The organism is Paraburkholderia sp. J8-2 (assembly GCF_905220195.1).
GTDB lineage: Bacteria > Pseudomonadota > Gammaproteobacteria > Burkholderiales > Burkholderiaceae > Paraburkholderia.
The window spans coordinates 240,518-254,975 of the sequence record NZ_CAJMZA010000002.1 but is presented as its reverse complement, the minus strand read 5'-3'; the positions used below and the strand labels follow the sequence as shown (position 1 = coordinate 254,975).

12 protein-coding genes are annotated in these 14,458 nt (G+C 64.0%); 11 read left to right on the top strand and 1 reads right to left on the bottom strand.

The annotated features are described in order from the left end of the window. The first annotated feature begins 226 nt into the window (after nt 1-226). The 4 genes from edd to U5A52_RS06385 all read left to right on the top strand — a co-directional run bounded on the left by edd (nt 227) and on the right by U5A52_RS06385 (nt 4,984). Nucleotides 227-2,119: a phosphogluconate dehydratase gene (gene edd / locus U5A52_RS06400; RefSeq protein WP_321934286.1), complete on the top strand. Its 1,893-nt coding sequence runs from the start codon at nt 227-229 to the stop codon at nt 2,117-2,119. 23 nt (nt 2,120-2,142) lie between these two features. Then, nucleotides 2,143-2,784, top strand: a complete 642-nt coding sequence (eda, locus tag U5A52_RS06395) for a bifunctional 4-hydroxy-2-oxoglutarate aldolase/2-dehydro-3-deoxy-phosphogluconate aldolase (protein WP_321934285.1) — start codon at nt 2,143-2,145, stop codon at nt 2,782-2,784. A gap of 314 nt (nt 2,785-3,098) precedes the next feature. Then, complete coding sequence (locus tag U5A52_RS06390) at nt 3,099-4,460, top strand: GntP family permease (RefSeq protein WP_321913190.1); 1,362 nt, start codon at nt 3,099-3,101, stop codon at nt 4,458-4,460. A 14-nt stretch (nt 4,461-4,474) separates the two neighbouring features. Further along, nucleotides 4,475-4,984 carry a gluconokinase gene (locus tag U5A52_RS06385; protein WP_321934284.1) on the top strand — a complete coding sequence of 170 codons (510 nt, stop codon included), beginning with the start codon at nt 4,475-4,477 and terminating at the stop codon, nt 4,982-4,984. 70 nt (nt 4,985-5,054) lie between these two features. On the opposite strand, the gene purB is transcribed toward U5A52_RS06385, so the two are convergent. Then, on the bottom strand, nt 5,055-6,443 hold the full coding sequence (gene purB / locus U5A52_RS06380; protein ID WP_321913188.1) for an adenylosuccinate lyase: 1,389 nt from the start codon (nt 6,441-6,443) through the stop codon (nt 5,055-5,057). A gap of 255 nt (nt 6,444-6,698) precedes the next feature. On the opposite strand from purB, the gene U5A52_RS06375 reads away from it, so the two are divergent. The 7 genes from U5A52_RS06375 to U5A52_RS06345 all read left to right on the top strand — a co-directional run bounded on the left by U5A52_RS06375 (nt 6,699) and on the right by U5A52_RS06345 (nt 14,380). Then, the gene (locus U5A52_RS06375) at nt 6,699-8,501 is read left to right on the top strand and encodes a tetratricopeptide repeat protein (RefSeq protein WP_321934283.1); all 1,803 of its coding nucleotides are present in this window, start codon (nt 6,699-6,701) and stop codon (nt 8,499-8,501) included. 99 nt (nt 8,502-8,600) lie between these two features. Further along, entirely contained in the window at nt 8,601-9,557 is a 957-nt protein-coding gene (locus U5A52_RS06370) for a LysR family transcriptional regulator (RefSeq protein WP_321913186.1), read from the top strand. Nucleotides 9,558-9,746: 189 nt separating this feature from the next. After that, nucleotides 9,747-11,033 (top strand): Glu/Leu/Phe/Val dehydrogenase, encoded by a 1,287-nt coding sequence (locus tag U5A52_RS06365; protein ID WP_321913185.1) that lies wholly within the window; start codon nt 9,747-9,749, stop codon nt 11,031-11,033. Nucleotides 11,034-11,257: 224 nt separating this feature from the next. Next, a complete protein-coding gene (locus U5A52_RS06360; protein ID WP_158756957.1) occupies nt 11,258-12,151 on the top strand; it encodes a glutamate/aspartate ABC transporter substrate-binding protein in 894 nt (297 codons plus the stop codon). Between the two features lie 89 nt (nt 12,152-12,240). Continuing rightward, nucleotides 12,241-12,981 carry an amino acid ABC transporter permease gene (locus U5A52_RS06355; protein ID WP_321913184.1) on the top strand — a complete coding sequence of 247 codons (741 nt, stop codon included), beginning with the start codon at nt 12,241-12,243 and terminating at the stop codon, nt 12,979-12,981. Beyond that, nucleotides 12,981-13,658 (top strand): glutamate/aspartate ABC transporter permease GltK, encoded by a 678-nt coding sequence (gene gltK / locus U5A52_RS06350; protein ID WP_201694307.1) that lies wholly within the window; start codon nt 12,981-12,983, stop codon nt 13,656-13,658. Before U5A52_RS06355 ends, gltK begins: the two co-directional genes overlap by 1 nt. Beyond that, nucleotides 13,655-14,380, top strand: coding sequence for an amino acid ABC transporter ATP-binding protein (locus U5A52_RS06345; RefSeq protein WP_254314498.1), 726 nt, complete (start codon nt 13,655-13,657; stop codon nt 14,378-14,380). Before gltK ends, U5A52_RS06345 begins: the two co-directional genes overlap by 4 nt. The last annotated feature ends 78 nt before the right edge of the window (nt 14,381-14,458 follow it).

Here is a 14,458-nt window from a genome sequence, read left to right as displayed (position 1 = left end):
CTACAGGATCGCCGTTTGCTTCTTTCCGGGCTGGCTGGTGTCGTTCGCTGTGTGGCCCGCCCATAATGAGACTAGGCGTTCGTTTAATGCTACGTTCCCAGGGTCTTTCCGGGATTGTCGGCTTGTAGTTTTTCTACTAACATCGCGCCATCGCTGATCGGACCGTCGAAAACACGCCCGATCCGGCCCCGAGCGTCCCCGCCGAGACAAGAAGGAAGGAGATTCGATGGTTTCCCCGCATTCTCAGTTGATGAAGGTCACGCAACGCGTGATCGAGCGCAGCAAGCCCACGCGCGAGGCCTATCTGGCGCGCATCGCGGCGGCTCAGGACCGGTTCCCGGCGCGCGGCGCGCTCTCGTGCGCGAATCTCGCGCACGGCTTCGCCGGCCTCGAAGGTCGCGACAAGATCGCGATCAAGTCGATTCGCGAACCGAACATCGGCATCGTCTCGGCGTATAACGAGATGCTCTCGGCGCACGCGCCGTACAAGGATTTCCCCGACATCATCAAGAAGGCGGCGCGCGAAGGCGGCGGCGTCGCGCAGTTCGCGGGCGGCGTGCCGGCGATGTGCGACGGCGTCACGCAGGGCAACGCCGGCATGGAGCTGTCGCTCTTTTCGCGTGAAGTGATCGCGATGAGCACGGCCGTGGCGCTCACGCACAACATGTTCGATGCGGCGCTGTGCCTGGGCGTCTGCGACAAGATCGTGCCGGGCCTTCTGATCGGCGCGCTGCAATTCGGCCATTTGCCCACGATTTTCGTGCCCGCCGGTCCGATGACGAGCGGCATCACGAACGACGACAAGGCCAAGGTGCGCCAGCAGTTCGCCACGGGTCAGTGCGATCGCGCGGCGCTGCTCGAATCGGAGGCGGCCGCCTATCACGGCCACGGCACCTGCACGTTCTACGGCACGGCCAACAGCAACCAGATGCTCATGGAGATCATGGGCCTGCATCTGCCGGGCTCGGCCTTCATCCACCCGCATACGCCGCTGCGCGACGAACTGACCGCCGCCGCGGCTCGCCGCGTGCTCGAACTCACCGTCGAGCGCGGCAACTACACGCCTATCGGCCATGTGGTCGACGAAAAGGCCGTGATCAACGGCATCGTCGCGCTGATGGCAACGGGCGGCTCGACCAATCACACGCTGCACCTCGTGGCGATGGCGCGCGCGGCGGGCATCATCATCGACTGGAACGACTTCGACGTGCTGTCGGACGCCGTGCCGCTGCTCGCGCGCGTGTATCCGAACGGTAAGGCCGACGTGAACCACTTCCACGCGGCGGGCGGCATTGCGTTCCTCGTGCGCGAACTGCTCGACGGCGGCCTGCTGCACGAGGACGTGAATACCGTCGCGGGCCGTGGCCTGCGTCACTACACCGAGGAGCCGAAGCTCATCGACGGCAAGCTCACGTGGGTGCCGGCTGTCGAGAAGAGCGCCGACGAGTCCGTTCTGCGTCCGCTTCCGACGCCGTTCCAGCCGGACGGCGGCTTGCGCCTGATGCAGGGGCGTCTGGGCCGCGGCGTCATCAAGGTTTCCGCTGTCGCGCCGGAGCGCCGCAAGGTGCGCGCTCCCGCCATCGTGTTCGATTCGCAGGAGGCCGTGCAGGAAGCGTTCGACCGCGGCGAACTCGAGCGCGATTTCGTGGCCGTCGTGCGCTTCCAGGGCGCGCGCGCCAACGGCATGCCGGAACTGCACCGCCTCACGCCGCTGCTCGGCGTGCTGCAGGACAAGGGCTTTCACGTGGCGCTCGTGACCGACGGGCGTATGTCGGGTGCATCGGGCAAGGTGCCCGCCGTGATCCACGTTTCGCCGGAAACGCTGCTGCACGGCCCGATCGGCAAGGTGCGCGACGGCGATACGATCGTGATTGACGCGGTGGAAGGCGTGCTCGACATCGAAGTGGAGGATGCCGAGTGGGACGCGCGCCCGGTCGCGCAGCCCGCGCATCAGGAACTCAACGAAGTGGGCTTTGGCCGCGAGCTGTTCGGCGTGTTCCGCGCCACTGCCGCGCCTGCTGAACTGGGCGCGACGGTGTTCGGTCCGCTCGTGGGCGAGCAGGCCGCACCCGCAGCCGCCGCTGCGGCCGCCCATGCGCCGGCACACGCCGCGAACTGAATTCATCATCAAGGAGCCTGAACATGGCAAGTAACACAGTCGCCGATATCGTCCGCCTGGGTCCCGTCATCCCGGTGCTCGCATTCGACACGCCGGAGCAGGGCGAGCACGTTTCCCGCGCGCTCCACGCGGGCGGCGTGAAGGTGCTGGAAATCACGCTGCGCACGAAGGCCGGCCTCGAAGCCATCGAGCGCGCCGCGAAGATCGCGCCGGACATCGTCGTGGGCGTGGGCACGATCACGAAGCCGGAGCACTGCGCGCTCGCGAAGAAAGCCGGCGCACAGTTCGGCGTTTCGCCGGGCCTCACGCGCGAGATCCATCAGGCCTCGCTCGACGCGGGTCTGCCGCTGCTGCCGGGTGTGATGACGCCGACCGACATCATCGTCGCGATGGAACTGGGCTACGAGATCGTCAAGTTCTTCCCGGCGGTTCCTGCCGGCGGCCTGAACATGCTGCAAGCGTTCCACGGCCCGTTCCCGACGCTCAAGTTCTGCCCGACGGGCGGCATCAGCGCCGAGTCGGCTCCGACCTTCCTCGCGCTGCCCAACGTGGTGTGCGTGGGCGGTTCGTGGCTCACGCCGAAGGCGGCGATCGCCGCGCAGAACTGGGACGAAGTCACGCGCCTGGCGCACGCCGCGAGCGAGCTTTCGCGCCCTGTGCGATAAACGCGCGCTTCTGCTTGACGCACGCGCCGTATGTTGCGGCGCAACGATGACTGGAATGCCGCCCCCCCCGCGTGTACGAGGGGTGTGCAACGAGCCGCGCAAACGGCGCCTTTCAGGCGCACGCTTTGCGCGGCTCGCTCGTCTTTCAAGCACGCCACACCAAAAGTCGTTATAAGCTCTACAATCGCCGGCCCGGCGACGGCCGGCCCCCTTTCGCCCTGCGTCTGGTTCGACGTGTGCGCAGCCGCAACGCGCAAACACGTGGTGCCGGACAGGCTGAAAGGACTTCGAACAACTACCTGGAGAAGAGCCTCATGGGAGTGGCCCACGGCAGTTCGCTGCTGATCTACGCGCTCGTCGCGATTGCCGCGCTGATCTTCATGATCACGCGGTTGAAGGTTTATCCGTTTCTCGTCCTGATCATCGTTTCGCTGCTGCTCGGTCTCGCCGTCGGCATGCCAATGGATCAAATCGTCAAGTCGTTCGAGACCGGCAACGGCAACACGCTTGGCCACATTGCCATCGTGGTGGGCCTTGGCACCATGCTGGGCAAGATGATGGCGGAATCGGGCGGCGCCGAGCGCATCGCCACGACGCTCATTCGCTGGTTTGGCGAGAAGAACATCCACTGGGCGATGATGTTCGTCGCGATCATCGTCGGCCTGCCGGTGTTCTTCGAAGTCGGCTTCGTGCTGCTCATTCCGATCGCGTTCAACGTCGCCAAGCGCACGGGCAAGTCGCTGCTGCTGATCGGCTTGCCGATGGTGGCGGGGCTCTCGGTCGTGCACGGCCTGATTCCGCCGCACCCGGCCGCGCTGCTGGCCGTGCAGGCGTATCACGCCGACATCGGCCGGACCATCGCTTACGGTCTGATCGTGGGCGTGCCCACGGCGATCATTGCCGGGCCGCTTTTCGCGCTCTTCATTCACCGCTTTATCAAGCTGCCGGAAAGCAACCCGCTCTCCGAGCAGTTCGTGAGCAAAGCCGACCCCAAGCCCGATAGCGAGCTGCCGGGCTTTGGCATCACGCTCTTCACGATCCTGCTGCCGGTGATCCTCATGCTGGTTGGCAGCTGGGCCGATCTCGTGTTCACGCCCAAGACGTTGCCAAACAATCTGTTGCACTTTATCGGCACCTCCGACGTCGCGCTGCTGATCGCCGTGCTGGTAAGCTTCTGGACCTTCGGCGCGCAACGCGGCTTCACGCGCGAGCAGATCCAGAAGTTCTGCGGCGACTGCCTCGCGCCTATCGCGGGCATCACGCTGATCGTGGGCGCGGGCGGCGGCTTTGGCCGCGTGCTGATGGACAGCGGCGTGTCGAAGCAGATCGTCGAGCTGGCGCAGAACGAACATCTGTCGCCGCTTTTGCTCGGCTGGCTCGTCGCCGCGCTGATCCGTCTCGCAACGGGCTCGGCCACGGTCGCCATGACCACGGCCTGCGGCATCGTCGCGCCGATCGCATCGGCCAGCGCCATGACGGTGAAGCCGGAACTGCTCGTGCTTGCCACCGGCTCGGGTTCGCTGATCTTCTCGCACGTCAACGACGGCGGATTCTGGCTGATCAAGGAATATTTCGGCATGACCGTGGGTCAGACGTTCAAGACCTGGTCGTTGCTCGAAACCATTATTTCGCTGCTGGGGCTGGGCCTCACGTTCGTCCTGGCGGCGGTGTTGTGAAACTGGAGCAGTAAATGATTCTGATAGCGATGGGCGTGTCGGGCGCGGGCAAGACACGCATCGGCGAATTGCTCGCCGAGCGCCTCAAGTGCACCTTCACGGATGGCGACGCCTTCCACAGCGAAGCCAACAAGAAGAAAATGCACGACGGCATTCCCCTCACCGACGAAGACCGCTGGCCGTGGCTGCGCACGATTCGCGCGGCGATCGAGGAGAAGCAGCGCGCCCACGAAACGGCCGTGTTCACCTGCTCGTCGCTCAAGCGTTCGTATCGCGACATCCTGCGCGGCAACGATCGCGACGTGTGCTTCGTCTACCTGAAGGGCTCGTTCGAAGTGCTGCACGAGCGCCTCGCCTCGCGCACCGGCCACTTTTTCGACCCGTCGCTGCTGCAAAGCCAGCTCGATACGCTCGAAGCGCCCAGCGCCGACGAGGCGATCGAGGTGAGCATCGAACTCACGCCGGAGCAGATCGTCGACGAAGTGATGAAGCAGATGGAAACGCGCCGCAGTCAGGCCTCCTGAAATCGCGGCGGTAAACGAAAAAGCGCTCGATTCAATCGAGCGCTTTTTTTATGGCCTTGCGGGGTTGCGATTACGAAATCCGCTTCGCCAGTTCCACTGCCTTGCCGACGTACGACGCGGGCGTCATCTCGAGCAGACGCTGCTTCGCGTCTTCAGGAATCGCGAGACCGCTGACGAACGTCTGCAGCGCTTCGCGCGTGATGCCCTTGCCACGCGTGAGTTCCTTCAGCTGCTCGTACGGATTCTCGATGCCGTAGCGGCGCATCACGGTTTGCACCGGCTCGGCCAGCACTTCCCACGTGGCGTCGAGGTCGTCGTTCAGGCGCTGCGGGTTCACTTCGAGCTTGTCGAGACCGCGGATCAGCGCGTCGTACGACAGCAGCGAGTAGCCGAACGCCACGCCGATATTGCGCAGCACCGTCGAGTCGGTGAGGTCGCGCTGCCAGCGCGAAACGGGCAGCTTGTCGGCGAGGTGGCGCAGCGTCGCGTTCGCGAGGCCGAGGTTGCCTTCCGAGTTTTCAAAGTCGATCGGGTTGACCTTGTGCGGCATGGTCGACGAGCCGATTTCGCCGGCTTTCGTCTTCTGCTTGAAGTAGCCGAGCGAGATGTAGCCCCACACGTCGCGGTCGAGGTCGAGCAGGATCGTGTTCGCGCGCGCGACGGCGTCGAACAGTTCCGCCATGTAGTCGTGCGGCTCGATCTGGATCGTGTACGGGTTGAACGTGAGCTTCAGGCGCTGTTCGACGACTTCCTTCGAGAACGCTTCCCAGTCGAATTCCGGATACGCCGAGAGGTGCGCGTTGAAGTTGCCGACCGCGCCGTTCATCTTGCCGAGCAGTTCGACCTTCTCGATGCGCTGGATCGCGCGAGCCAGACGCGCGGCGACGTTGGCGATTTCCTTGCCGAGCGTCGTGGGGCTGGCCGGCTGGCCGTGCGTGCGCGAGAGCATCGGCTGCGCGGCATGCGTGTGCGCGAGCGTGACGAGGCGTTGATGCACCGAGCGCAGCGCCGGCAGGATCACGTGCTCGCGGGCGCCCGCGAGCATCAGACCGTGCGACGTGTTGTTGATGTCTTCCGAGGTGCAGGCGAAGTGGATGAACTCGCTTGCGCGCTCCAGTTCCGGCTGGCCCTTCACCGACTCCTTGAGCCAGTACTCCACGGCCTTCACGTCGTGGTTCGTCACGCGCTCGATGTCCTTGATGCGCGCGGCGTCGTGCGCCGTGAAGTTCTCGGCGAGCTTGAGCAGGAACTGCTCCGACGCTTGCGAGAAGCGCGGCACTTCAGCGAAGCCGGCTTGCGACAGCGCGATCAGCCAGTGAATTTCCACCGTCACGCGGTTGCGCATGAAGGCGGCTTCCGAGAGCCAGTCGCGCAGCGCTTCGGTTTTCGAGGCGTAGCGGCCGTCGAGCGGGGAGAGCGCGTTGAGCGCGAAGAGGGTATCGGGACGAGTGTCGGACATGATGGGGACGTAACGTGGCGCGTTACGCTCAGTTGGCAGTCGGTTGCAGTCAGATTCGAGACGGCGTGAACCCAAGATTTTATCACCTTGCCGACAGGGGCCGACGCCGGCGCTGTCAGCGGCAGCCGAGCGGTGGGATGCGATGTTCCCCTGAGGCCTGATGTCGCGCCCGCCAGTTAACGGGATTTGGAGTTTTGAGACGGTTATAGAGTGCGTTCACATCAAAAGTTTGCGCTTAATCAAATATTTGCCGCCATGACCACCGATGCCCCCACTCTCTCTTCCGACGAGGCCGCTGTGCTGATCGAAGCCGGTCTTGCTTGCCACCGCGCGGGCCGGATCGACGACGCCCATGCCCACTATCAGTCCGCGCTCGCGGCGCATCCCGAACACTCCGGTGCACTGCACTACCTGGGCGTGATTGCGCTCGGCCGCGACCAGCTGAAGGAAGCCGCGGCACTGATCGACCGCGCGCTCGCGACGGCGCCCGACAATGCCGAATATCTTGCCAACCGCGGCGTGGTCGCGACCCGCCTGGGCGACCACGCGGGCGCCGCCGCCTGGCAGCGCAAGGCGCTCGCGCTCGCACCCGAATTTGCGAACGCACACAACAATCTCGGCAATGCGTTGATGGAGCTCGGCGATATCGCGGGCGCCTCGCAGCACTATCGGCGTGCGCGTGCGCTGGCGCCGCAATCCGCACACTTCGCGTTCAATCTCGGCCGCGCACTGGAAACCGAAGGCGCAAAAGACGCAGCACTTGCGGAGTTCCGCGCCGCCGCGGCGCTCGATCCCCGTGATCTGAAAGCGCTGATCCACATGGGCCGGCTGCTGCGCGCTAAAGAGAAGCACGCCGAAGCGGCCACCTGCTTCGAAGCCGTGATCGCGCGCGAGCCTGACAACGTACTCGCGCTTTTCGAACTCGGCTATGCCTACGACGCGATGCATCGCTATGAAGAGGCGATTCCGCTTTACCGGCGTGCCGCGCAGCTCAAGCCCGATGGCGCGGGCATCATCAACAATCTGGCATTCGCGCTGACTGCGCTCGCGCGCTACGACGAAGCGGAGATCGACTATCGGCGCGCACTCGAACTGAACCCGGACCTGCCTGAATCGGTTTTTCAGCTCGGCATGCTGATGCTGCGGCGCGAAGACTACACCGGCGGCTGGCCGCTCTTCGAGAACCGCAAGCTCACCTCGACCGCCAAGGCCAACTACCGTAAATTGCCATGCCCCGAGTGGCAGGGTGAGCCGCTCGCTGGCAAGCGCTTGCTGATCTGCCGTGAGCAGGGTGTGGGCGATCAGATCCAGTTCGTGCGCTATGCGGGCCTGCTGGCGCAGATGGGCGCGCAGGTTCACGCGTGGGTCGCGCCGGAACTGGCGTCGCTCGCGGCGACGGTGCCGGGTGTCGCGCGCGTGCTCGACGCCGCGCCGAGCGACGAAGTCATCGCCTCGGAATACGACTTCTGGTGCGACGTGATGAGCCTGCCGCTGAAGTTTCGCGGCCGGCCGATTTACGCCGACACCCCCTATATGCACGCCGATATCGTGCAGGCCGCCGCCTGGCACGCACGCGTGAACGCGCTGGCCGGCGCCGCGCGTCGCCGCATCGGGCTCGTCTGGGCGGGCAATCCGCGTCACCATTTCGACGCTTTCCGTTCTGTGCCGCTCAAGTCGCTTCTGCCGCTCTCCGCACTCCCTGGCAACGCCTGGTTTGCGATCCAGAAGGGCCCGGGGGCCGCGCAGCTCGCACCGGTCGCGGGCCGCTGGCCGATGGACGCGCTCGGCGACGAGTTGCACGACTTCTCGGCCACGGCGGCGCTCATCGAGGCGCTCGACCTCGTCATCACGGTCGATACGTCGGTCGCGCACCTCGCCGGCGCGCTCGGCAAGCCGGTGTGGGTGCTGCTCGCCGCGCAGCCCGACTGGCGCTGGGGCAAGGATCGCGCGGACTCGGTCTGGTATCCCTCGGCGCGCGTGTTTCGCCAGTCCACGCTCGGCGACTGGAGCGGCGTGGTCGCCGAACTGGAAACCGCGCTCACCGAGCTGCCCCGCTAATGGCATCTGCCCGGCGCGGCGCGATATTCGCCGCGCCGGCGCCCAGGCAAGCGCCCGCAGGCCTAGAATGCGGACTTCTCATCCGCTCGCTGGCCCCGCATGGAACTCAAATGGCTCGAAGACTTCGTTTCGCTCGCGGAGACGCATAGTTTCAGCCGCTCGGCCGAGCTGCGCCACGTGACGCAGCCGGCTTTCTCGCGCCGTATCCAGGCGCTCGAAGCGTGGCTGGGCACCGAGCTGATCGATCGTTCGGTTTATCCGACGCGCCTCACGGCGGCGGGCCAGGTGTTCTACGAGCAGGCGCTCGCGATGCTTTCCCAGTTTCACGAGGCGCGTACCCTGTTGCGCGGCCACACGGCCACGCCCGCCGCGACGATCGAGTTCGCGGTGCCGCACACGCTTTCGCTCACGTACTTTCCGCGCTGGCTGCAGCGCATCGAAGCGAAGCTCGGCCGCATCCACACGCGGCTGCGCGCGCTGAACGTGCACGACGCCGTGCTGTCGCTCGTGGAGGGCGGCTGCGACCTCGTGATGGGCTATCACCACCCGAGCCACCCCGTGACGCTCGACCCCGCGCGCTACGACACGCTAACGCTCGGCATCGAGTCGATCAGCCCGTACTCGGCGGCGCAACGCGCGGGGCGCGCGCGTTATACGCTGCCCGGCACGCCCGATGCGCCCGCGCCGTATCTCTCCTACACGCCGAACGCGTATCTCGGCCGCATGACCGAGGTGATCGTTGCCAACGCTCCGGCGCGGCTCTATCTGGACCGCGTGTACGAAACCGACATGGCAGAAGGGCTCAAGGCGATGACGCTCGCGGGTCACGGCATCGCCTTTCTGCCGCACAGCGCAGTGGAAGACGCGGTAGCCCAGGGGGAACTGATCCGCCTCGACCGGGGCACGCGCGGCGTGCCGGAGGGCCAGTTCACGCTCGACATGGAGATCCGCCTCTATCGCGACAAGTTCGCGACGCAAGGCGACGACGCACGCCAGGCGCTCGTGCGTGAATTGTGGGAGGCGGTGAGCGAGGAGCTCGCGCAGGGCAAGCGCTGACACAGCATCGGCCCGGCGCGCAAACAGTCAGGCTATTTCAACCTGTAAGGCTTGCAATACGAAGCCCGCGACACGTTTTTACGACTTCGGGGACGTTATGCACGAAAAGCATAACGGGATGATCAAACGGCATTGGATTTCACGTGGGCGTTTTCTGACAATGGCACCACTTGTTCGATCGGAGCGTTCATGTCATCCCAACTGCAGTCGGTTCCTTCCTATCTCCACGCCGATGATCTCGGCCCCTGGGGCAACTATCTTCGTCAGGTCGACCGCGTGGCGCCGTATCTCGGCTCGCTTTCGCGCTGGCTCGAAACGCTCAAGCGTCCGAAGCGTATCCTGATCGTCGATTGCCCGATCGAACTCGACAACGGCACCGTTGCGCACTTCGAAGGCTATCGTGTCCAGCACAACGTTTCGCGTGGTCCTGGCAAGGGCGGCGTGCGTTATCACCAGGACGTTACGCTCTCCGAAGTGATGGCGCTTTCCGCGTGGATGTCGGTGAAGAACGCTGCAGTGAACGTGCCGTACGGCGGTGCGAAGGGCGGTATCCGCGTCGACCCGCGCACGCTTTCGCGTGGTGAGCTCGAGCGCGTCACGCGCCGCTACACCAGCGAAATCGGCATCATCATCGGGCCGAACACCGACATTCCCGCGCCGGACGTCAACACGAACGAGCAGATCATGGCGTGGATGATGGACACCTACTCGATGAACCAGGGCCAGACGGCCACGGGCGTCGTGACGGGCAAGCCCATCTCGCTCGGCGGCTCGCTCGGCCGCCGCGAAGCCACGGGCCGCGGCGTGTTCGTCGTCGGTTGCGAGGCGGCGCGCCGCACGGGTCTGTCGATCGAGGGCGCACGCATTGCCGTGCAGGGCTTCGGCAACGTGGGCGGCATTGCTGCCCGCCTGTACCAGGAAGCCGGCGCGAAGATCGTCGCCGTGCAGGACCACACCGGTTCGCTCTACAAGTCGAGCGGCATGAACGCGGAAGCCCTGCTCGAGCACGTCGCGAAGACGGGCGGCGTGGCGGGTTTCGCCGGCGCCGAAGTCATGCCGAACGACGAATTCTGGACCGTCGAAACCGACATCCTCATTCCGGCCGCGCTGGAAAACCAGATCACCGAGAAGAACGCCGGCAAGATCCGCACGAAGATCATCGTGGAAGGCGCGAACGGCCCGACCACGACGGCAGCCGACGACATCCTGCACGACAAGGGCGTGCTCGTGATCCCCGACGTCGTGGCGAACGCGGGCGGCGTGACGGTTTCGTACTTCGAGTGGGTGCAGGACTTCTCGAGCTTCTTCTGGACCGAGAACGAGATTAATGAACGTCTCGAACGCGTGATGCGCGAAGCATTCACGGCGGTCTGGCAGGTCTCGAGCGAGCAGAAGGTCTCGATGCGTACTGCGGCGTTCATCGTTGCATGTAAACGCATCCTGATGGCGCGCGAAATGCGCGGCCTGTACCCCTGATCGCACGCCCGGCGCGCTCGCGCCGCAAGGTGACGGAACCATGACGGCGCAGTGACCGGGCAGTGACACGTTTTTGCGCTGCACATCAAGGCGCATAGAAGGCGGATGTTCTCCACAAGGGAGCGTCCGCCTTCGCACATCCAGCGTTGCGCCAGGGTCACCCTTTATTCTTTCAGAATAATTACTTTGCTAAACTGACGGCGGTTCTTGTACCGGAGAAAACAATGCAAATCAAAAAGACCGCCTCTCTGCTCGCACTCCTTGGTTTCGTCGCCACCAGCGCTTTCGCGCAGGACGCGGGCACGCTCAAGAAGATCAAGGACACGGGCGTCATCTCGCTGGGGCACCGCGAATCGTCCATTCCTTTTTCGTACTACGATGACAAGCAGAATGTGATCGGCTACTCGCAAGACTACGCGATGAAAATCGTCGAGGCGGTCAAGCAGAAGCTGAACATGCCGAACCTGAAGGTCAAGATGGTGCCCATCACGTCGCAGAACCGTATTCCGCTCGTGCAGAACGGCACGGTGGACATCGAATGCGGCTCGACCACGAACAACGCCGAACGTCAGCAGCAGGCCGCCTTCACGAACACGATCTTCGTGATCGGCACGCGCCTCATGACGAAGAAGGATTCGGGCATCAAGGACTTCGCCGACCTCAAGGGCAAGACCGTCGTGACGACGGCTGGCACGACGTCCGAGCGTCTCCTGCGCAAGATGAACCAGGACAAGAGCATGGGCATGAACATCATCAGCGCGAAGGACCACGGCGAGTCGTTCATGACGCTCTCCACGGGCCGTGCCGTGGCGTTCATGATGGACGATGCGCTGCTCGCGGGCGAGCGCGCCAAGTCGAACAATCCGGGCGACTTCGTGATCGTCGGTCAGCCGCAATCGCGTGAAGCGTACGGCTGCATGATGCGCAAGAACGATCCTGAGTTCAAGAAGGTCGCCGACGACGCCATCGCCAAGGTCCAGACCTCGGGCGAAGGCGACACGATCTACAAGAAGTGGTTTGAATCGCCGATTCCGCCGAAGGGTCTTAACCTGAACTTCCCGATGAGCGACGACATGAAAGCGCTGTTCAAGAATCCGAACGACAAGGCGATCGATTAATACGGCCTTGGCCGTTCGACCCGCATTTAGCGTTTAGCACGGAACGGAAGAAGCGCCGCTTCTTCCGTTCTTTTTCTTGGAGTCTCTTGATGTCCTATCACTGGAACTGGGGCATTCTGCTCAGCCCGGTCTCGACGGGCGAACCCACCACGTATCTTGGCTGGATCCTCTCCGGCTTCTGGGTGACGATCTCGGTGTCGCTGTGCGCGTGGGTGATCGCGCTCATCGTCGGATCGTTCTTCGGCGTGTTGCGCACGGTGCCGAACAAGTTTCTCGCAGGCGTCGGCACGGTGTACGTGGCGATCTTCCGCAATATTCCGCTCATCGCGCAGTTCTTCATCTGGTACTTCGTACTGCCGGAAATCGTGCCGCAATCGCTCGGCAATGCGTTCAAGCAGTCACCACCGGGCGTGCAGTTCTTCACGGCTTCGGTCGTGTGTCTCGGGCTCTTTACCGCGGCGCGCGTGTGCGAGCAGGTGCGCTCGGGCATCAACGCGCTGCCGCGCGGCCAGCGCGCGGCCGGCCTCGCAATGGGCTTCACGCAGTGGCAGACGTACCGCTATGTGCTGCTGCCGGTTGCGTACCGCATCATCGTGCCGCCGCTCACTTCCGAGTTCCTCAACATCTTCAAGAACTCTGCGGTCGCCTCGACGATCGGCCTGCTCGATCTGTCGGCCCAGGCGCGTCAGCTCGTCGATTACACGGCGCAGACCTATGAGTCGTTCATCGCAGTCACGCTCGCTTACGTGCTCATTAACCTCGTCGTCATGGCGCTCATGCGCTGGGTCGAGGCGAAGGCGCGTCTGCCCGGCTACATCGGAGGCAAGTAATGCATCACTTCGACTGGAGCGGCATTCCGGGCGCGCTGCCCACGCTGTGGACGGGCGCGATCATCACGTTCAAGATCACGCTGTGCGCAATCGTGGTCGGCATTCTGTGGGGCACGCTGCTCGCGCTCATGCGGCTTTCCAGCGTGAAGCCGCTCGAATGGTTCGCCAAGGGCTACGTCACGGTCTTCCGCTCGATCCCGCTCGTGATGGTCCTGCTGTGGTTCTTCCTGATCGTGCCGCAGGTGCTGCAAAATGTGCTGGGTCTCTCGCCCGACATCGACATTCGCCTTGCTTCCGCGATGATCGCGTTTTCGCTCTTCGAAGCCGCGTATTATTCGGAGATCATTCGCGCGGGCATTCAGGCGGTGCCGCGCGGGCAGGTGAACGCGTCCTTCGCGCTCGGCATGCGCTACGGCCAGGCCATGCAGTACGTGGTGCTGCCGCAGGCGTTCCGCGCGATGGTGCCGCTCTTGCTCACGCAGGCCATCGTGCTGTTTCAGGACACCTCGCTCGTGTACGTGATCAGCCTCGCCGACTTCTTCCGCACGGCCACCAATGTCGGCGACCGTGACGGGACGATGGTCGAGATGGTACTGTTCGCGGGCGCGTGTTATTTCGTGATTTGCGTGATCGCGTCGAGCCTTGTGAAAGGTCTTCAGAAAAAGGTCGCAAGATGATTTCAATTAAGAACGTTTCGAAGTGGTACGGCCAGTTCCAGGTGCTGACCGACTGCACGACGGAAGTGAAGAAGGGTGAGGTGGTGGTGGTGTGCGGGCCCTCGGGCTCGGGCAAGTCCACGCTCATCAAGACCGTCAACGGGCTCGAACCGTTCCAGCAGGGCGAGATCCTCGTGAACGGCGAGTCGGTTGGCGACAAGCGCACCAATCTCTCGAAGCTGCGCTCGAAGGTGGGCATGGTGTTTCAGCACTTCGAGCTGTTCCCGCATCTGTCGATTACCGAGAATCTCACGCTCGCGCAGATCAAGGTGCTCGGCCGCGGCAAGGACGAGGCCACGCAAAAGGGCCTCAAACTGCTCGACCGTGTGGGCCTGCGCGCGCATGCCGACAAATTCCCGGGCCAGCTCTCGGGCGGTCAGCAGCAGCGTGTGGCGATTGCGCGTGCGTTGTCGATGGACCCCATCGCCATGCTGTTCGACGAGCCGACCTCGGCGCTCGACCCCGAGATGATCAACGAAGTGCTCGACGTGATGGTGGAGCTTGCCCAGGAAGGCATGACAATGATGTGCGTGACGCACGAAATGGGCTTCGCCAAGAAGGTCGCGCACCGCGTGATCTTCATGGACCAGGGCGCCATCGTCGAGGACGATCAGAAGGAAGCCTTCTTCGCGAGCCCGAAGTCGGACCGCGCGAAGGATTTTCTGGCCAAGATCCTGCACTGAGGCTGCGGGTTCGCCCGCTCTGCTCCCGCTTTGCAGAAAGCAAAAAGCCGCGCTCGATGCGCGGCTTTTTTCGTTTCG